The sequence below is a fragment of the Microbacterium sp. NPDC089320 genome, assembly GCF_040684875.1.
Lineage (GTDB): Bacteria > Actinomycetota > Actinomycetes > Actinomycetales > Microbacteriaceae > Microbacterium.
The window spans coordinates 25,822-44,979 of sequence record NZ_JBFBGY010000003.1 but is presented as its reverse complement, the minus strand read 5'-3'; the positions used below and the strand labels follow the sequence as shown (position 1 = coordinate 44,979).

Annotated in this window: 15 protein-coding genes and 1 riboswitch; of the genes, 14 read left to right on the top strand and 1 reads right to left on the bottom strand. The window is 66.7% G+C overall.

Features of this window, described 5'->3' with window-relative positions:
- Positions 1-31 precede the first annotated feature (31 nt).
- The 13 genes from AB0N61_RS08800 to AB0N61_RS08740 all read left to right on the top strand — a co-directional run bounded on the left by AB0N61_RS08800 (position 32) and on the right by AB0N61_RS08740 (position 16,344).
- Entirely contained in the window at positions 32-1,723 is a 1,692-nt protein-coding gene (locus AB0N61_RS08800; RefSeq protein ID WP_363363250.1) for an ABC transporter substrate-binding protein, read from the top strand.
- 38 nt (positions 1,724-1,761) lie between these two features.
- Positions 1,762-2,757: an ABC transporter permease gene (locus AB0N61_RS08795; protein WP_167946573.1), complete on the top strand. Its 996-nt coding sequence runs from the start codon at positions 1,762-1,764 to the stop codon at positions 2,755-2,757.
- Between the two features lie 37 nt (positions 2,758-2,794).
- Entirely contained in the window at positions 2,795-3,730 is a 936-nt protein-coding gene (locus AB0N61_RS08790) for an ABC transporter permease (RefSeq protein WP_363363248.1), read from the top strand.
- Positions 3,727-4,587, top strand: coding sequence for an ABC transporter ATP-binding protein (locus AB0N61_RS08785; RefSeq protein WP_363363246.1), 861 nt, complete (start codon positions 3,727-3,729; stop codon positions 4,585-4,587). Before AB0N61_RS08790 ends, AB0N61_RS08785 begins: the two co-directional genes overlap by 4 nt.
- Positions 4,584-5,420 carry an ATP-binding cassette domain-containing protein gene (locus AB0N61_RS08780; RefSeq protein WP_363363245.1) on the top strand — a complete coding sequence of 279 codons (837 nt, stop codon included), beginning with the start codon at positions 4,584-4,586 and terminating at the stop codon, positions 5,418-5,420. Before AB0N61_RS08785 ends, AB0N61_RS08780 begins: the two co-directional genes overlap by 4 nt.
- Before the next feature lie 161 nt (positions 5,421-5,581).
- Positions 5,582-5,676: riboswitch (glycine riboswitch) on the top strand.
- Between the two features lie 155 nt (positions 5,677-5,831).
- Positions 5,832-7,016, top strand: coding sequence for a glycine cleavage system aminomethyltransferase GcvT (locus AB0N61_RS08775; RefSeq protein ID WP_363363243.1), 1,185 nt, complete (start codon positions 5,832-5,834; stop codon positions 7,014-7,016).
- Positions 7,013-7,390: a glycine cleavage system protein GcvH gene (gene gcvH / locus AB0N61_RS08770; RefSeq protein WP_363363241.1), complete on the top strand. Its 378-nt coding sequence runs from the start codon at positions 7,013-7,015 to the stop codon at positions 7,388-7,390. Before AB0N61_RS08775 ends, gcvH begins: the two co-directional genes overlap by 4 nt.
- A gap of 7 nt (positions 7,391-7,397) precedes the next feature.
- A complete protein-coding gene (gcvP, locus tag AB0N61_RS08765) occupies positions 7,398-10,283 on the top strand; it encodes an aminomethyl-transferring glycine dehydrogenase (RefSeq protein WP_363363239.1) in 2,886 nt (961 codons plus the stop codon).
- Positions 10,284-10,508: 225 nt separating this feature from the next.
- A complete protein-coding gene (locus tag AB0N61_RS08760) occupies positions 10,509-12,146 on the top strand; it encodes an ABC transporter substrate-binding protein (protein WP_185274875.1) in 1,638 nt (545 codons plus the stop codon).
- A 101-nt stretch (positions 12,147-12,247) separates the two neighbouring features.
- Positions 12,248-13,174 carry an ABC transporter permease gene (locus AB0N61_RS08755; protein ID WP_167946588.1) on the top strand — a complete coding sequence of 309 codons (927 nt, stop codon included), beginning with the start codon at positions 12,248-12,250 and terminating at the stop codon, positions 13,172-13,174.
- Positions 13,167-14,111: an ABC transporter permease gene (locus tag AB0N61_RS08750; protein ID WP_167946590.1), complete on the top strand. Its 945-nt coding sequence runs from the start codon at positions 13,167-13,169 to the stop codon at positions 14,109-14,111. Before AB0N61_RS08755 ends, AB0N61_RS08750 begins: the two co-directional genes overlap by 8 nt.
- Positions 14,108-15,781, top strand: coding sequence for an ABC transporter ATP-binding protein (locus tag AB0N61_RS08745; RefSeq protein WP_363363237.1), 1,674 nt, complete (start codon positions 14,108-14,110; stop codon positions 15,779-15,781). Before AB0N61_RS08750 ends, AB0N61_RS08745 begins: the two co-directional genes overlap by 4 nt.
- A gap of 2 nt (positions 15,782-15,783) precedes the next feature.
- Complete coding sequence (locus AB0N61_RS08740) at positions 15,784-16,344, top strand: PH domain-containing protein (RefSeq protein WP_363363235.1); 561 nt, start codon at positions 15,784-15,786, stop codon at positions 16,342-16,344.
- Between the two features lie 12 nt (positions 16,345-16,356).
- Here the strand turns inward: AB0N61_RS08740 and AB0N61_RS08735 are convergent, their stop codons facing one another.
- Positions 16,357-17,142 (bottom strand): CPBP family intramembrane glutamic endopeptidase, encoded by a 786-nt coding sequence (locus AB0N61_RS08735; protein WP_363363233.1) that lies wholly within the window; start codon positions 17,140-17,142, stop codon positions 16,357-16,359.
- A gap of 100 nt (positions 17,143-17,242) precedes the next feature.
- On the opposite strand from AB0N61_RS08735, the gene typA reads away from it, so the two are divergent.
- Positions 17,243-19,156, top strand: coding sequence for a translational GTPase TypA (gene typA / locus AB0N61_RS08730; protein ID WP_363363231.1), 1,914 nt, complete (start codon positions 17,243-17,245; stop codon positions 19,154-19,156).
- Positions 19,157-19,158: the final 2 nt, after the last annotated feature.

The window sequence follows — 19,158 nt, the reverse complement described above, 5'->3', positions numbered from 1 at the left end:
CCTGCAGTGCAGCACCGAGAGGAAATACAGAATGATCCGTAACGGAAGGCGCAAGATCGCGCTCACCGCTGTGGCGGGGGCGTCCGTCCTCGCCCTGGGCCTGACGGCATGTGGCGCAGGCGGAGGCAATGAGGGGAGCGGTGGCGACGGCGACCGTGCTCTTCGTGTCTGGGCCGGCAGCCAGACCCCCATCACCGCGAACTACAACCCGTTCGCTCCGACCGTGCTCCACGGCGCACTCGGGCCGATCTACGAACCGCTGTTCTTCTTCAACAAGACGGCGGACTCCGAGCCCGTCGGCCTGATCGGAGACTCGTACGAGTACAACGAGGACGGCACCGTGATCACGGTCACCATCAAGCCCGACCTCAAATGGAGCGATGGCGAACCCCTCACCGCCGCCGATGTCGCGTTCTCCTTCACCTATGAGGCGAACAACCCCGAGGGCAACGGTCTCGTCTCGGCCGAGGCGACCGACGACACCACCGTCGTCCTCACCTACACGACCGCGCAGTACACGACCGAGTTCCAGCGTCTCGGCTCCACCTACATCCTCCCCGAGCACGTGTGGGCGGACGTCACCGACTTCGCGAACTTCGCCAACGAAGAGCCGGTCGGCTCCGGCGCGTACGTGGTCGACAAGACGACGAGCGAGTCGTACACGCTCGTCGCCAACGAGAACTTCCGCGATGCGGACGAGCTCGGAGTCAAGAAGGTCCAGTACATCGCCGTCGACAACAACCAGACCGCACAGGATCTGCTCGCCGCCGGCAAGCTCGACTGGACGGGCATGTTCATCCCGAATCCGGACGACGTCACGGGCAACGGAGCGATCGACTGGATCAACACCCCGCAGGACCCGACCGTGCTGTACACCTGCTCGAACGCCGAGCTCGGCTGCTCCGGTCCGCAGACGGATGTCGCCGTGCGTCAGGCGCTCAACGTCGCGATCGACCGTGCCGCCATCAAGGACAAGGCGTTCGTCGGTCTGACCGGCGACATCTCTCCGACGTTCGCGCTGCTGCCTCGTGACGAGAAGTGGGTCGCGGACCCGGCCAACGAGGTCAGCCCGCAGGAGGCGAACGCCGCCGAAGCGGGCGAGATCCTCGAGGCAGCCGGCTACGCGAAGGACGGCGACTACTACGCGAAGGACGGCGTGCCGCTCGAGCTCAGCCTGATCTCGGTCGACGGCTGGACCGACTACAACGATGCGGCCAAGCTGATCGCCGAGCAGGCCGAGGCGGCCGGCATCAAGGTGACGGCGTCGACCGTGCAGTGGCAGGAGTTCTCGGACGCCCGCCAGGGCGGAGAATTCCAGCTGATCGTCGGTGGCGTCATCGGCACCTCGGTGGCCGACCCGTTCCAGATCTACCGCGACTGGTTCGGCGGCACGACCGTCGGGTCGACCGCGGCCGTGGGCACAGAGGTGCCGGCCGGTCGCTGGAACTTCAGCCGCTACAGCAACCCCGTCGTCGACACGGCCGTCCAGGCCGCGATCAGCACGAACGACGAGGCGGAGAAGAAGGAGCTGTACGGCACGATCCAGACCGAGATCGTTCGTGACCTGCCGTACATCCCGCTCGTGATCAACGCGACCCAGACCTTCTACAACACGAAGGACTTCACGGGCTGGCCGACGGAGGAGGACCTCTACGCCTTCCCGCCGTCCTGGGGCGCGATCGCGGCAGGCTACATCCTGACGCAGCTCGAGCCGGCGAAGTAACCACAGGAGTCGGGGGAGCAGGAAGCACGGTCAGTGACATGAAGTTCTATGCACGAAGAATCGGGTTCTACGCGTTTACGCTGTGGGCCGCGATCTCACTCAACTTCCTGCTTCCCCGGCTCATGCCGGGGAACCCGGCGGACATCATGATCGCCAAGATGCAGCGAGCGGGCGGCGAGGTCTCCGAGACCACGATCCGCAACATCAAGCTGCTGCTCGGCGGCGATGACTCGTCCCTCTGGGAGCAGTACATCGCGTACTGGGGTCGCATGCTGCAGGGCGACCTCGGAGTGTCCGTCACCAAGTTCCCCACACCGGTGAGCGAGCTCATCGGCCAGGCTCTTCCCTGGACGCTGATCCTCGTCGGCACGGTGACCGTGATCTCGTTCATCCTCGGCGTCGTGCTCGGAGCCTGGGCCGGATGGAAGCGCGGCACCTGGGTCGACCACTTGATCCCCGCGACCACCGTGCTGCAGTCCATCCCGTATTTCTGGATGGCGCTCCTGCTCGTCTCGGTCTTCGCGGTCGGACTCGGCTGGTTCCCGATCTTCGGGGGCTACGACGTCTTCGAATTCCCCGACGGCCCGGAGCCGACGTGGGCGTTCTTCATGGACGCGCTCTACCACGCCATCCTTCCCGCCGTGACCATCGTGATCTCGTCGGTGGGCGGCTGGATGTTCGGCATGCGCAACATGATGGTGCAGACCATGTCGGAGGACTACGTGCTCACGGCCGAGGCCAAGGGGCTCCGTCCGCGTCGCATCATGACCACGTACGCCGCCCGCAACGCGGCGATCCCCTCGATCGCGGGCTTCTCGATCACCCTGGGATTCGTGGTCGCCGGGTCGATCGTGATGGAGCAGGTGTTCACCTACCCGGGCATCGGCAAGCTGATGTTCCAGGCCGTGACGAACAACGATTACGCGCTGATGCAGGGGCTGTTCCTCGTCATCACCATCACGGTGCTCGCCGCCAACTTCATCATGGACCTCGTCTATGGCTTCATCGACCCGAGGGCTCGCCAGAATGTCTGACACCGAGAACGCAGTGCTGATCACGAAGGATCAGCCCATGACCCAGCCCGCCAGCACGATCTCGCTCGCGACGCAGCGCGGCCGCAAGCGTCGCCGCGTGCTGCCGACCTCCTCGTCGAAGTTCATCGTCGGCGCGAGCATCGTGCTCGCGATCGTGCTCTTCGCGATCATCGCGCCGATCTTCGCGCAGGACCCCCGGAGCACCGACAACCCGGCACTGCTTCCCCCGTCGCCGGAACACTGGCTGGGCACGACGAAGCTGGGCAACGACATGTTCGCCCAACTCGCGACGGGTGCACAGGGCTCGCTCCTGGTCGGTGTCGTCGCGGGCGGCATCGCCATCATCCTGTCGCTTCTGTTCGGAGTCCTCGCGGGATACCTCGGCGGCTGGCGCGAGGACACCCTGGCGCTGTTGACGAACGTGATGATCGTGATCCCCGGCCTGCCGCTGGTGATGGTGATCTCCTCGTTCGTCCCGCAGCGCAGCTGGCAGCTCGTCGCGTTCGTGCTCGGCATCACGTCGTGGGCCGGAGCGGCCTACGTGCTCCGTCTGCAGACCAGGTCCCTGCGCACCCGCGACTACGTCTACGCGTCGAAGGTCGCCGGGGAGCGATCCTTCCGCGTCATCCTGGTCGAGATCATGCCGAACCTGCTGCCGCTGCTCACCGCGCAGTTCCTCTTCGCGATCATCTTCGCGATCCTCGGCGAGGCGGGGCTGTCGTACCTCGGCCTGGGTCCGAACTCGTCCATCACCTGGGGAACGATCCTCAACGACGCGCAGTCGGGTCAGGCGCTGGGACGAGGGGCCTGGTGGTGGTTCGTTCCGCCGGGAGTGATGATCGCTCTGCTCGGCGCGGGCCTCTCGCTCATCAACTTCGCGATCGACGAGGTCATCAACCCCAAGCTGCGCAACGCGCCCGACGCCGCTCGGCGCCTGCGCAAGGCGGCAAAGACGAAAGGGGTCGCCGCATGAGCGCTCCGGATGCCGTGCTGACCGCACGCAACGTGTCGATCGAATATGAGGTGGACCCGCCCGTCAAGGCGGTCCGCGACGTCTCGCTCACTCTCCACCGGGGCGAGATCCTCGGCCTCGCGGGGGAGTCGGGGTGCGGCAAGACGACGCTCGCCTACGGCATGAACCGGCTGCTCAAAGCTCCGGCGCTCATGACCAGCGGAGAGATCGTGTTCCACGATCGCGACGGTCACGACATCGACATCGTCGCACTCGACGGCGACGGGCTGCGGGCGTTCCGCTGGGACAAGATCTCGATGGTGTTCCAGGGGGCGATGAACTCGCTCAACCCGGTCATCAGCGTCAAGGCGCAGATCTTCGACATCTTCGACACCCACCGACCCGGCATGTCCCGACAGGACAAGCAGGCGAGGGCCGAGGAGCTGCTCACACTCGTCGGGGTCGATCCGTCGAGGCTGACGAGCTTTCCGCACGAGCTGTCCGGTGGCATGCGCCAGCGCATGATGATCGCCATGGCGCTCGCGCTGGATCCGCAGGTGATGATCATGGACGAGCCGACCACGGCGCTCGACGTCGTCGTGCAGCGCGGGATCATCCGCGAGATCATGCGACTGCGCGAGCGGCTCGGTTTCGCGGTGATCTTCATCACCCACGACCTGCCGATGCTGATCGAGATCAGCGACCGCATCGCCGTCATGCTGCAGGGGCAGATCGTCGAAGAGGGGACCGCCGAGGAGATCTACCGCTCGCCCCAGCACGAGTACACGAAGAGGCTGCTGTCGAGCTTCCCGAGTCTGACCGGCGAGCGCGGAGACTTCGTCCGCACCGGCAACCAGCCCAGTCAGGAGATCCGATGAGTGCTCCCACCCTCGAAGCCCGCAACCTGGTGAAGGACTTCACGCTGCGGTCCGGTCTCAAGACGTCGATCCTGCACGCCGTCAAGGACGTCTCGTTCACGATCGAGGCGGGCAAGACGGTCGCCCTGGTCGGCGAGTCCGGGTCGGGCAAGTCGACCATCGCCCGGATGCTGATGAAGCTCGAGACGCCGACCAGCGGACAGATCCTGCTCGACGGCAAGGATGCGGGGATGCGCGGCCGCGCCGTGGAGGAGTACCGCTCGCAGGTGCAGATGGTCTTCCAGGATCCGTTCGCCTCACTGAACCCGTTCCATACGATCATCCATCACCTCGAGCGGCCGATCCGGCTTCACCACCCGAGACTCTCGAACACCGAGGTGCGTGCGCGTGCGGTCGAGCTGCTCGAGCGTGTGCGGCTGTCGCCCGGCGAGAGCTTCGCCGATCGTCGCCCGCATGAGCTGTCCGGCGGCCAGCGACAGCGCGTGGCGATCGCCCGGGCGCTCGCCCCGGGTGCGCGATTCATCGTCGCGGATGAGCCTGTGTCGATGCTCGACGTCTCGATCCGGCTGGGGGTGCTCAACCTGCTGGCCGATCTGCAGAGGGAGGAGAACCTCGGCGTGCTGTACATCACGCACGATCTCGCCACCGCACGCCACTTCAGCGACGAGATCATGGTGCTCTACAAGGGCGATGTCGTCGAGCGCGGGCCCGCCGACCAGGTCATCCTGCATCCCCAGCACGAGTACACCAAGACGCTGCTTGGTGCCGCGCCCGAGCCCGAGAACCTGGGGCGCCTGCGTGACGAGGTCCGAGCCGAGCTGGCGGGTCGCTGACCCGCGTCCGCACCTCGGGCTCTCCCGACGCCAACACCTGTCCGCGTCGTCGTCCGTGTCGGCGTCGGCGTTTGTGTCGGCGTCGGGGGAGCGCAGTGCTCGGCGGCCTGTGCCGACGACATCGACCCGCTAGACTGAGGCCACAAGTGAAGACAGGCCGAATGACCCACGCGGGAGAGCCCCGGCGAATGCAGCCGGGCACCGAAGGAGCAAGCCTCCCCGCCAATCTCTCAGGTACGCGTACCGCGCGGTTCCGGCCACTCTGAAAAGCGATCCCGAGCGACCACGCGTCTGCTCGGATCCGCCGACGGTGAAAGCCCAGACTCTGGGTGAAGCTCTCAGGCCCATGACAGAGGGGGAGTTCCCAGGAGCAGCGTCGCTGCTCCGCCCGACCCAGCCCGGGAGAACTCCATGTCCGACCCTCGCTACACCCCGCTGCGCGATCGCCATGAGGCGCTCGGCGCCTCGTTCACCGACTTCGGCGGCTGGCAGATGCCGGTGCGATACACCTCGGATCTCGCCGAGCACCGCGCCGTGCGTGAAGCTGCCGGCATCTTCGACATCTCGCACATGGCGGAGTTCATGGTCACCGGAGAGTTCGCGGCGGACTTCCTCGACTACTCGCTCGCCGGTCGGCTCTCCGCCATGCCGGTGGGCAAGGCGAAGTACTCGCTGATGCTGGCGGAGGACGGCGGGATCATCGACGACGTCATCGTCTACCGGCTCGCCGACGACCGCTTCCTGGTGATCGCGAACGCGGGGAACCGGGGCTTCGTGGATGCGGCATTCGCCTCGCGCGTCCGGTCCTTCCCGTCTCGGATCGAGCGGGAACGGCCCGACCTCGCCGAGGCCGAGGTGCGCACCTTCGAGGGCTTCCTCGGAGACCGGGGCGTCGATGTCGAGGACGTCTCCGACGAGTACGCACTGCTCGCCGTGCAGGGCCCCGCATCCGAGGCGATCCTCTCGTCGACCCCGGGCATCACGGATCTCAGCGCTCCGTGGTCGGAGCAGAAGTACTACGCCTGGGCCGACGCGTCGTTCCGAGGACGTCCTCTGCTCCTCGCTCGCACCGGATACACCGGGGAAGACGGATTCGAGCTCCTCGTGCGGGCCGCCGATGCCGCTGCGCTCTGGGACGCGCTCATCGAGGCGGGTCAGCCGCACGGCCTCGTCTCCGCCGGCCTCGCCGCGCGCGACACGCTCCGACTCGAGGCGGGCATGCCTCTCTACGGCCATGAGCTCTCGCCCGAGACGAAGCCGTCGCAGGCCGGGCTCGGCCGCGTCGTCGTGTCCGACAAGGAGAGCTTCGTCGGCAAGGGCGCGGTGGAGGCCGCAGCAGATGCGCCCGTGCTCGTGGGGCTCGTCGCCGACGGCAAGCGTGCCGGCCGCGCCGGTTACGCCGTGGTCGACGAGGACGGCGCCGTGCTCGGCGAGATCACGAGCGGCGCGCTGAGCCCGACCCTCGGCCACCCGATCGCGATGGCCTACATCGCGCCGTCTTCCGCTGTGGAGGGAACCGCAGTATTCCTTGATGTGCGGGGGACCAGGATCCCCGCGACCGTGACCGCTCTGCCTTTCTACCGGAGGACCAAATGACCGACCTCAAAGCCCTCAGCTACACCGATGAGCACGAGTGGATCGCCGCTGACGGCGACACCGTGACCATCGGCATCACCGACTACGCGGCCGACAAGCTCGGCGATGTCGTCTTCGTCGAGCTGCCCGCCGTGGGCACCGAGCTCACGGCAGGCTCCGTAGTGGGCGAGATCGAGTCGACCAAGTCGGTCGGCGAGCTCTACGCGCCCGTCAGCGGCACGGTCGTCGAGATCAACGACACCGTGGTCGACGACCCCTCGCTGGTCAACGCCGAGCCGTTCGCCGGCGGATGGCTCATCAAGGTCTCGGTCGCGGCGGGTGCGCTCGACGGGCTGATGGACCGCGACGCCTACGTCGCACTCACGGAGGGCTGATCGACCAGTGGTCTCTTTCGCCGATCGTCACATCGGAACCACCGCCGCCGCCCAGCGTCAGATGCTCGACGCGCTGGGCGTCGAGTCGAAGCTCGAGGACTGGAGCCCTGTCGAGGCGCTGATGCGTCAGGCCGTGCCCGCGTCGATCTTCACCCCCGCATCCACGGAATCCGTGATCCCGCGCGCGGCGACCGAGACCGAAGCGCTCGCCGAACTGCGTGCGCTCGCGTCGCGCAACACGGTGAACCGGCCGATGATCGGCCTCGGGTACTACGGCACGGTCACCCCTCAGGTGATCCAGCGCAACGTGCTCGAGAACCCGTCCTGGTACACGGCATACACGCCGTACCAGCCTGAGATCTCGCAGGGGCGCCTCGAAGCCCTGATCAACTTCCAGACGATGGTCGCCGAACTGACCGGCTTGACCACCGCGAACGCGTCGATGCTCGACGAGTCGACCGCCGTGGTCGAGGGGATGCTGCTGGCGCGCCGCGCCTCGAAGAAGGCGTCGAATGTGTTCGCCGTCGATGCGGACGCATTCCCGCAGACGAAGGCGCTGCTCGAGACCAGGGCAGAGGCCGTGGGCATCGAGCTCGTGTCCGTCGATTTCGCGGCCGGTGAGGAGCTGCCCTCCGAGCTGTTCGGCGTCTTCGTGCAGTATCCGGGTGCCTCCGGGCGAGTGTGGGACCCGGCAGCCGTGATCGACGCGGCGCATCTGGCGGGCGGGCTCGCCGTCGTCGCGGCCGATCTGCTCGCGCTCACCCTCATCGCGTCCCCGGGCTCGCTCGGCGCCGACGTCGCGGTCGGCACCACCCAGCGCTTCGGCGTGCCGATCGGTTTCGGCGGCCCGCACGCGGGCTACATGGCTGTGCGCGCGGGGCTCGAACGTCAGCTGCCGGGACGCCTCGTCGGCGTCTCGGTCGATGCCGACGGCAAGCCCGCGTATCGGCTGTCGCTGCAGACTCGTGAGCAGCACATCCGCCGCGAGAAGGCGACGAGCAACATCTGCACAGCCCAGGTGCTGCTCGCGGTCATGGCATCGATGTACGCGGTCTACCACGGGCCCGACGGCCTGAAGGCGATCGCCCGCGAGGTCGCGGCGAAGACCGCGATGCTGCGCGACTGGCTCGCCGACGCCGGCGCGGACGTCGTGCACGACTCGTTCTTCGACACGCTCCAGGTGCGGGTCCCAGGACGCGCCGCCGACATCGTGGAACAGGCTCATCAGGGTCCCGGCATCCTGCTGCACCTCGCGGACGCCGACACGATCGGCATCTCGATCGATGAGACCACCACGGTCGCCGAACTCCACCAGGTCGCTCAGATCTTCGGTGGCGCACGGGAGCGCGCCTTCGGCTTCTACGGCACCGGTTCTCAGGGCGGTCTTCCCGCCGAGCTCCTCCGTCAGGACGAGTACCTCACCCACCCCGTCTTCCATGCGCACCGCAGCGAGACGGCGATGATGCGGTACCTCAAGAGCCTGGCCGATCGTGACTACGCCCTCGACCGCGGCATGATCCCTCTCGGGTCCTGCACCATGAAGCTGAACGCGGCGACCGAGATGGCATCGATCACGTGGCCCGAGTTCGCGGGCATCCACCCGTTCGCGCCGGCCTCCGACGTCGCCGGCTACCTCGACATGATCACGCAGCTCGAGGCGTGGCTCGCCGAGGTCACCGGGTACGACGCCGTCTCGCTGCAGCCGAACGCCGGCTCGCAGGGCGAGCTGGCCGGTCTCCTCGCCATCCGCGGATACCACCTCGCGAACGGCGACACGCAGCGCACCGTGTGCCTGATCCCGTCGTCCGCGCACGGCACCAACGCGGCATCCGCCGTGCTCGCCGGTATGAAGGTCGTCGTCGTCGCGTGCGACGAGCTCGGCAACGTCGACCTCGACGACCTGAGGGCGAAGATCGCGACGCACGCCGACGAGCTCTCGGCGCTGATGATCACCTACCCGTCGACCCACGGCGTCTACGAACAGGACGTGGTCGAGATCACCACCGCGGTGCACGAGGCCGGCGGCCAGGTGTACGTCGACGGCGCGAACCTCAATGCACTGCTCGGCTATGCGCGCTTCGGCGATCTCGGCGGCGACGTCTCGCACCTCAACCTGCACAAGACATTCGCCATCCCGCACGGCGGCGGCGGCCCCGGTGTCGGCCCCGTTGCGGCGAAGGCGCATCTTGCGCCGTACCTTCCGTCGCACCCGCTGGCGCAGCGCGCCGAGCACGCGGGCGGGTTCGTCTTCGAGGGGGGAGCCGTGTCCGCCGCGCCGTACGGATCGGCAGGCATCCTGCCGATCTCCTGGTCGTACGTGCGGATGATGGGTGCCGACGGCCTCCGTCATGCGACAGCGGCGGCGGTGCTGTCGGCGAACTACATCGCCGCTCGCCTGGGCGAGCACTTCCCCGTGCTGTACGCGGGCGAGGACGGCCGGGTGGCGCACGAGTGCATCCTCGACCTGCGGCCGCTCCGCGAGGAGACCGGAATCACGGTCGACGATGTGGCCAAGCGGCTCATCGACTTCGGCTTCCACGCGCCGACCATGTCGTTCCCGGTCGCCGGGACGCTCATGGTCGAGCCCACGGAGTCCGAGGACCTCGGCGAGATCGAGCGGTTCATCGAGGCGATGATCATGATCAAGGCCGAAGCGGATGCCGTCGCCGCCGGACGCTGGCCTGCGGATGACAACCCGCTGGTGAATGCTCCGCACACCGCTGTCTCGCTGATCGCGGGGGAGTGGGAGCACGCCTACAGCCGAGAGGACGCCGCCTACCCGGTGCATGCTCTGGTGGCAGGCAAGTACTGGCCGCCCGTGCGACGGATCGATCAGGCCTACGGCGACCGCAACCTCGTCTGCGCGTGTCCGCCCATCGAGGCGTTCGCCTGAACCGAATCCTGCCGAGCGACGGCGTCGTGTCCATCCGGACGCGACGCCGTCGCTCGTTTCCGTGCATTTCCGCGTGTTTCGGCGATGTTTCGGTTGATCACCACTCAGTAACGGTTCATTAGCCGAGAGCGGTGTCCACGAAACCGCGGGTTACAGTCGACTATCCCTACGCGTTCGACGATGAGCGCGCAGTCTGATGAATACCCGTCCACAGGAGGACACAAAGTGAAGCGCAACAAGATCGCCCTTGCGGGCACTGCGCTGTTCGCGATCGGCGCCCTGGCGCTCGCGGGCTGCGCGAGCGGTGGAAACGGCAATGACGGCGACGGCGGTTCCGGTGCGAGCGCCGACGCCGATGCCATCATCACCACGAACGGCTCGGAGCCCGAGAACCCGCTGATCCCCACCAACACCAACGAGGTGGGCGGCGGAAAGATCCTCGACGAGATCTTCGCGGGTCTGATCTATTACGACGCCGACGGCAAGCCGGTCAACGACGTGGCTGAGGAGATCACCACCGAGGACCCGCAGAACATCACCGTCAAGATCAAGGAAGGCCTGACCTTCACCGACGGTGAAGAAGTCACCGCCGACAACTTCATCAAGGCATGGAACGAGGGCGCGAAGCTCTCCAACGGTCACCTGTCGAGCTACTTCTTCGAGGACATCGAGGGCTTCAGCTACGAGACCGACTCCGAGCTCACCGGTCTGAAGCAGGTCGACGACTACACCTTCACGATCGCGCTGAACAAGCCGGCCTCCGACTTCGCTCTGCGTCTCGGCTACTCGGCGTTCTACCCGCTCCCCGACGTCGCGTTCGAGGACATGGACGCCTTCGGTCAGAACCCGATCGGCAACGGTCCGTACATGATCGACGGCGACGACGCGTGGCAGCACGACGTGCAGATCGACCTCGTCCGCAATGACGACTACGACGGTGGTCGCAAGGCGGCCAACGGCGGTCTGACCATCAAGTTCTACGCCACGCAGGAAGCGGCGTACGCCGACCTGCTGTCGAACGAGGTCGACGTCATCGACGCGATCCCGACGAACTCGCTCCCGGTCTTCACCGACGAGCTCGGCGACCGCGCCGTGAACCAGCCCTCCGCTGTGTTCCAGTCGTTCACCATCGGCCAGTTCCTCCCGCACTTCAGCGGCGAAGAGGGCCAGCTGCGTCGTCAGGCGCTGTCGATGGCGATCAACCGCGAGGAGATCACCGAGACGATCTTCTCGGGCACGCGCACCCCGGCATCCGACTTCACCTCTCCGGTCATCGACGGCTGGTCCGACTCGGTCCCGGGCAGCGAGGTGCTCGACTTCGACCCTGAGAAGGCGAAGGAGCTGTGGGCTGAGGCCGACGCCATCGCGCCTTGGGACGGCGAGTTCAAGATCGCGTACAACTCGGACGGCGGTCACGACGCCTGGGTCGACGCGGTGAGCAACAGCATCAAGAACACGCTCGGCATCGAGGCATCGGGTGACCCGTACCCGACCTTCCAGGACCTTCGCACGAAGATCAACGACCGCACCATCACCACGGCTGCGCGCTCGGGCTGGCAGGCCGACTACCCGGGTCTGTACAACTTCCTCGGACCGCTCTACGCCACGGGCGCTGGCTCGAACGACGGTGACTACACGAACCCCGAGTTCGACGAGCTCATCTCGGCCGGCATCAGCAACCCCGACGCCGAGGCGCAGATCGAGGACTTCACCAAGGCGCAGGAGGTTCTGTTCCAGGACCTGCCCGCGATCCCGCTGTGGTACTCCAACGTGACCGGCGGCTTCAGCGAGAACGTCGACAACGTCACGTTCGGCTGGAACTCGGTTCCGCTGTACTACGAGATCACGAAGGCCGGCGAGTAAGTCTGACGGCACTTCACCTGTGAGGCGGTGACGATTCTTCGTCACCGCCTCACAGGCTTGTGTTCACGTAGCTTTCTTTCCCCTCAAGAAGGGACAAGCGGATGCTCGGTTACATTCTGAGACGTCTTCTGCAGGTGATCCCGGTCTTCTTCGGAGCCACCCTGCTCATTTACTTCCTCGTGTTCGCCATGCCCGGCGATCCGATCCTCGCCCTGTTCGGCGACAAGACCCCTAACCCGGCGGTCGTCGAGCAGCTGCGCGCGGAGTACCACCTGGATCAGCCGTTCCTCGTGCAGTACTGGTACTACATCACCGGCGTCTTCCAGGGCGACCTGGGCACGACCTATTCCGGACGGCCGGTCTCCGACGTCCTCGCCGCCACGCTCCCGGTCACCGGCCGCCTCGCGGTGATGGCGATCGGCATCGAGTTCACGCTCGCCATCGTCATCGGCACCATCTCGGCGCTGCGCAAGGGCAAGCTGTTCGACAACGTCTCCCTGGTCGTGGCGCTCATCGCGATCGCGATCCCGATCTTCGTGGTGGCGTTCCTGGCCCAGTACTTCCTCGCGATCCAGCTCGGCTGGTTCAAACCCACGGTGGGTGCGGACAACGACTGGGGCGGACTGTGGCTCCCGGCCATCGTGCTCGGCTTCAGCCTGTATGCCGTGAGCATGCGACTGATGCGCAGCTCGGTCATCGAGACGGTGAACCAGGACTGGGTGCGCACGGCGTACAGCAAGGGCCTCTCGCGCAACCGCGTGCTGCCCGTGCACGTGCTGCGCAACTCGCTCATCCCGGTGATCACGAACTCCGCCACCAACTTCGGCGTGCTGCTCGTGGGTGCCACCGTCACCGAGGGCATCTTCAACGTCCCCGGCGTGGGAAACACGCTCTTCCAGGCGATCCAGCGCGGCGAGGGACCGACGGTCGTCTCGTTCGTGACCGTGTTCGTCATCCTGTACGTGTTGGTGAACCTCTTCATCGACCTGCTCTACGGTCTGCTCGACCCGAGGATTCGCTATGCCTGATCCCACCTCTCAGAAGCACTACGTCGCTCCGATCGAGACGGAGTCGATCGCGGTCGACGCCGTCCGGATCTCGGACAAGCCCAGCAACCTCTGGCGGGATGCCTGGTTCGACCTGCGTCGTCGTCCGTTGTTCTGGTTCTCGATCGTCCTCGCGCTGTTCTTCCTCGTGATGGCACTGTGGCCGACGCTGTTCACCTCGACACCGCCGAACAACGACTGCCAGCTGGCGAACAGCAACGGCGGCCCCACCGAAGGACATCCGCTCGGATTCACCTTCCAGGGCTGCGACATCTATGCGCGCATCGTCTGGGGAGCGCAGACCTCGTTGGCGGTCGGCCTCATCGCGACCCTGATCTCGTCGATCCTCGGCCTGATCATGGGAGCCCTCGCCGGCTTCTACGGCGGATGGCTCGATTCGGTGCTCTCGCGCATCGGTGACATCTTCTTCGCCATCCCGTACATCCTCGCGGCCGTCGTCGTGATGACCGTGTTCCGGGACTCCCGTTCGGTGTGGACGCTCGCGTTCGCCATCGGCGCGTTCGCGTGGGCGTCCACCGCTCGCGTCGTGCGCGCCGAGGTGCTCCGAGTGCGCCAGGCGGACTTCGTCATGGCGTCTCAGGCGCTCGGTCAGTCCAAGTTCAAGATCCTCCTGAACCACGTGGTCCCGAACGCCATCGCTCCGCTGCTCGTGGTGTCGACGCTCGGACTCGCGGCCGCGATCGTCGCCGAAGCGACCCTCTCGTTCCTCGGGGTGGGTCTCGGCAGCGACGTGATGTCGTGGGGCAATGACATCGCGAAGGCTCAGGCGTCACTGCGCGTCGCGCCGATGGCGCTCATCTATCCGTCGATCGCCCTCACCCTCGCGGTGCTGGCGTTCGTCTCCCTGGGCGAGCTCATCAGAGACGCCCTCGACCCGAAGGCGAGGGCACGCCGATGAGCGAGCGAATCACCGAACAGGTCCCGCTGCTGAGCATCCGCGACCTCCGCGTCGCGTTCAAGACGCAGGAGGGCCTGCGCGAAGTGCTCCACGGCGTGAGCTTCGACGTCATGCCCGGAGAGACCGTCGCGATCGTGGGCGAGTCCGGGTCGGGCAAGTCCACCACGGCGACCGCCATCGTGAACCTGCTGCCCGGCACCGGTCAGGTGACCGGGGGATCCATCACCCTGGAGGGGCGCGAGCTCACGACGCTCAACCGTCGCGAGATCGAGGCCGTGCGCGGTCGGGACATCGGCTTCGTGCCGCAGGACCCGATGTCGAACCTCAACCCCGTCTGGAGCATCGGCTTCCAGGTGAAGGAGGCGATCCGTGCGAACGGCATCGCTCAGGGGCGCGACGCCGCCAAGGCACGCACCGTGGAGGTGCTCCAGCAGGCGGGGCTCTCCGACGCCGAGAAGCGTCTGCACCAGTTCCCGCACCAGTTCTCGGGGGGCATGCGTCAGCGTGCGCTGATCGGGATGGGCCTCGCGGCCGACCCGAAGCTGCTCATCGCCGACGAGCCGACCTCGGCTCTCGATGTGACGGTGCAGCGTGTGATCCTCGACCACATGGCGTCGCTGACTCGTGACAAGGGCACCTCGGTGCTGCTGATCACCCACGACCTCGGCCTCGCAGCCGAGCGCGCGGACAAGATCATCGTCATGAACGGCGGCAACATCGTCGAATCGGGTCCCAGCCGCGAGATCCTCGAGAATCCGCAGCATCCGTACACGAAGCGCCTGGTCGCCGCGGCGCCGAGCGTCGCGTCCCAGCGCATCCAGGCGGTCGTGGAGGACCGAGGGATCGAGACGATCGAGGACCTCGCCGCGATCCCGCCGACGGTGCGTGTGGCCGGGCTCACGAAGGACTACCGCATCCGTCAGGGGAACTTCCGCAGCGAAGCGTTCCGGGCGGTCGACGACGTGTCGTTCGAGATCCCGCGCGGAAAGACGCTCGCACTCGTGGGCGAGTCGGGTTCCGGCAAGTCCACCGTCGCCAAGATGGTGCTGAAGCTCGAAGAGCCCACCAGCGGAACCATCGAGATCGACGGGCAGGATGTGTCGAGACTGTCGAGCGCGCAGGCGTTCGGTCTTCGTCGGCGTATGCAGCCGGTGTTCCAGGACCCGTACGGCTCGCTCGATCCGCTGCGCAACATCGGCAACACGATCGCCGAGCCGATGCAGATCCACGGCGTGGGCGACCGCGCCTCGCAGCGCGAACGGGTCGAGGAGCTGCTCGACCAGGTCTCGCTGCCGCGCGTCCTCGCGAGCCGCTACCCGAACGAGCTCTCGGGCGGTCAGCGTCAGCGTGTCGCGATCGCTCGCGCTCTCGCGCTCAAGCCCGACATCATCGTCCTCGACGAGGCGGTGTCGGCACTCGACGTGCTGGTGCAGGACCAGGTGCTGCAGCTGCTGGCCGAGCTCCAGTCGGAGCTCGGGCTCACGTATCTGTTCATCACTCACGACCTTGCGGTCGTCCGAGTCTCGAGCGACCTCGTGTGCGTGATGGAGAAGGGCAAGATCGTCGAGCAGGGCACTGTCGACGAGATCTTCGCCAACCCGCAGCAGGAGTACACCGACCGTCTGCTCAAGGCGATCCCCGGGGCGACGATCACCCTCGGCGGTCACTGAGAGTGAGCATCGAACCTCGACCGGAGGCCGCACGGACATTCCGTGCGGCCTCCGGGCCTGTCTCCCTCGTGCTGTGCTCGCTGCTGGCGCTCTTCCTGCTCGGCGATGCCGTCGTGCGCGCGGGGTGGGGACAGATGCTCCTGCTCGCGCCGTGGGTGCTGCTCGGTCTCTGGGTCGTCTACGAGATCGCCTTCGTATCGGTGGTGCGCATCGATCACGCGGGAGCGATGGTGCAGAACATGCTGCGCCGCACCTCGTTCGGCTGGAGCCGCGTGCGCGACATCGACCTGCGCTGGCAGCTGGTGTTCTCGCTCGACGACGGCACGGATCTGTCGAGCTACGGAGGGCCGGCGCGAGCGCGACCGGTTCGACGACCGACCGGCGACGACGAGGCCAAAGCCCCTGTCGCGCTCCGCGACCTCACCGACGTCCGCGACCGCTGGCAGGCCGCTCCCGCGGGCGCGGATGCGCCTATCCGGCGCACCTGGGACACCAGCGCGCTCATCGCCCTCGGCGTCATCGCGCTCTGGGCGGTCGTCTCGATCCTGGTCGCGAACGGCTGATCCCGCGCGCTCTCAGCCAGGCAGCCCAAAGAGAGCCGGCCAGGTCGCCGCAACCCACGGGTATCCCACGAACACCGTCGCATCGATCAGGAAGTGCGCGACGAGGAACGGCATGAGCCGTCCGCTCCGCTGGAACAGCCACCCGAAGAGCAGTCCCATCGCCAGGTTCCCGACGAACGCCCCGGGGCCCTGGTAGAGGTGGTAGCTCGCCCGCAGCACTGACGTGGCGATGATGATGGCCCACGGCCCCCAGCCCAGCTGCCGCAGCCGGGCGAAGAGGTATCCGAGCACGACGAACTCCTCCTGGATCGATGCCCGCGCCGCTGCGAGGAGGAGGATCGGGATCGTCCACCAGTGCGCATCGAGCCCCGCAGGATTGACCGCGACGAAGAGGCCGAGTGCGCGCCCGGCGAGATACAGACCGATACCCGGGATCCCGATGGTCGCCACCAGGAGGATCCCGCGACCGACGTCCGGGCCGACCCTGGTGCCGTCGAGACCCAGTCTCGCGAGGTGCGGCTTCGACGACTGCCAGAGCAGGAAGCACACGAGCAGCACGGGAACGAGGGAGAAGCCGATCGACAGGATCTGGTAGATCAGGTCGAAGATCTCGCGATCACTGCGGGAGGGGTTCAGGGTCGCGGTCTGATCGGCGAGGGGCGTCTCATCCGTGAGGCGGTAGGCCAACTGCACGATCGCGTACACCGCGGACTGGCCGAGGCCGAGGGCGAGGACGATCGCGATCTCCCACCAGAGACGACTGCGCGAGGGAGTGGGGGACAGGTCGGCAACGGTCACGATCACGATGCTACTTCGGCGCTCAGGAACGACTCGCCCGAATACGATAGTCTGGAACGTCGGCTTCTCGGCAAAACCCCACACTCTTTAGGACATCTGCATGGCGCACGCCCTTCGCTCTGACCTCCGCAACGTCGCAATCGTCGCGCACGTCGACCACGGCAAGACCACTCTCGTCGACGCCATGCTGCGTCAGACGGGCTCGTTCGGCGAACACGCCCACGTCGATGAGCGCGCGATGGACTCGAACGACCTCGAGCGTGAGAAGGGCATCACGATCCTCGCCAAGAACACGGCGATCACCTACAAGGGTGAGCACGCCCAGGGGCAGGAGATCACGATCAACGTGATCGACACCCCCGGTCACGCCGACTTCGGCGGCGAGGTCGAGCGTGGCCTGTCGATGGTCGACGGCGTCGTGCTGCTCGTCGACGCGAGCGAGGGTCCGCTCCCGCAGACCCGCTTCGTGCTGCGCAAGGCGCTCGAGGCCAAGCTCCCCGTCATCCTCCTGGTCAACAAGACCGATCGCCCCGACGCTCGTATCGCCGAGGTCGAGGAAGAGGCGCACGACCTGCTGCTCGGACTCGCGTCCGACCTCGTCGACGACGTGCCCGACCTCGACGTCGACGCGCTGCTCGACGTGCCCGTCGTCTACGCGTCCGGCCGCGCCGGCGCCGCATCGCTGAACCGTCCGGCCGACGGCTCACTGCCCGACAACGACGACCTCGAGCCGCTCTTCGGAGCGATCCTCGAGCACGTTCCGGCTCCGGCATACGACGACGAGGCTCCGCTGCAGGCCTGGGTCACGAACCTCGACTCCAGCCCGTTCCTCGGCCGTCTCGCCCTGCTTCGCGTCTTCAACGGCACGCTGAAGAAGGGGCAGACGGTCGCCTGGGTGCGCGCCGACGGCACCACCAGCAACGCCCGCATCACGGAGCTGCTCAAGACACGCGCTCTCGAGCGCTACCCGGCCGAGTCCGCGGGCCCCGGCGACATCGTCGCCATCGCCGGATTCGAGAACATCACGATCGGCGAGACCATCGCCGACCCCGAGGACGTTCGCCCGCTCCCCGCGATCACGGTCGACGACCCCGCCATCTCGATGACGATCGGGACGAACACCTCGCCGCTGATGGGCAAGGTCAAGGGTCACAAGCTCACGGCCCGCATGGTCAAGGACCGTCTCGACAAGGAGCTGATCGGAAACGTCTCGCTCAAGGTCGTCGACATCGGACGCCCGGATGCGTGGGAGGTGCAGGGTCGCGGCGAGCTCGCTCTCGCGATCCTCGTCGAGAACATGCGTCGTGAAGGCTTCGAGCTCACGGTCGGCAAGCCGCAGGTGGTCACCAAGAAGATCGACGGCAAGACCTACGAGCCGTTCGAGCACCTGACGATCGACACGCCGGAGGAGCACCTCGGCGCGATCACGCAGCTTCTTGCGAATCGCAAGGGCCGCATGGAGAACATGACGAACCACGGCACCGGCTGGGTGCGCATGGAGTTCGTCGTCCCGTCGCGCGGTCTCATCGGCTTCCGCAGCGAATTCCTCACGACCACCCGCGGCACCGGGATCGCCAACGCGATCTCCCACGGCTACGAGCCGTGGGCAGGTTCCATCACCACCCGCCAGAACGGCTCGATCGTCGCGGACCGCCAGGGTGTGGTGACTCCGTTCGCCATGATCGCCCTGCAGGAGCGCATGTCGTTCTTCGTGCAGCCGACCGCCGAGGTCTACGAGGGCATGGTGATCGGCGAGAATTCGCGCGCCGACGACATGGACGTCAACATCACGAAGGAGAAGAAGCTCACCAACATGCGTGCCGCGAGCTCCGATTCCTTCGAGTCGATGACGCCGCCGCGCCAGCTGACCCTCGAGGAGAGCCTCGAGTTCGCGCGTGACGACGAATGTGTCGAGGTCACGCCCGAGGCCGTCCGCATCCGCAAGGTCAATCTCGATGCGAACACCCGGGCTCGCGAGACCGCGCGCATGAAGCGCCAGGACGCCAACGCCTGAGA

What these genes read in the sequence shown, in the direction of transcription:
- AB0N61_RS08800 (WP_363363250.1), top strand. Translation starts at nt 32, where the DNA reads ATGATCCGTAACGGAAGGCGCAAGATCGCGCTCACCGCTGTGGCGGGG.
- AB0N61_RS08795 (WP_167946573.1), top strand. Translation starts at nt 1,762, where the DNA reads ATGAAGTTCTATGCACGAAGAATCGGGTTCTACGCGTTTACGCTGTGG.
- AB0N61_RS08790 (WP_363363248.1), top strand. Translation starts at nt 2,795, where the DNA reads ATGACCCAGCCCGCCAGCACGATCTCGCTCGCGACGCAGCGCGGCCGC.
- AB0N61_RS08785 (WP_363363246.1), top strand. Translation starts at nt 3,727, where the DNA reads ATGAGCGCTCCGGATGCCGTGCTGACCGCACGCAACGTGTCGATCGAA.
- AB0N61_RS08780 (WP_363363245.1), top strand. Translation starts at nt 4,584, where the DNA reads ATGAGTGCTCCCACCCTCGAAGCCCGCAACCTGGTGAAGGACTTCACG.
- AB0N61_RS08775 (WP_363363243.1), top strand. Translation starts at nt 5,832, where the DNA reads ATGTCCGACCCTCGCTACACCCCGCTGCGCGATCGCCATGAGGCGCTC.
- gcvH (WP_363363241.1), top strand. Translation starts at nt 7,013, where the DNA reads ATGACCGACCTCAAAGCCCTCAGCTACACCGATGAGCACGAGTGGATC.
- AB0N61_RS08755 (WP_167946588.1), top strand. Translation starts at nt 12,248, where the DNA reads ATGCTCGGTTACATTCTGAGACGTCTTCTGCAGGTGATCCCGGTCTTC.
- AB0N61_RS08750 (WP_167946590.1), top strand. Translation starts at nt 13,167, where the DNA reads ATGCCTGATCCCACCTCTCAGAAGCACTACGTCGCTCCGATCGAGACG.
- AB0N61_RS08745 (WP_363363237.1), top strand. Translation starts at nt 14,108, where the DNA reads ATGAGCGAGCGAATCACCGAACAGGTCCCGCTGCTGAGCATCCGCGAC.
- typA (WP_363363231.1), top strand. Translation starts at nt 17,243, where the DNA reads ATGGCGCACGCCCTTCGCTCTGACCTCCGCAACGTCGCAATCGTCGCG.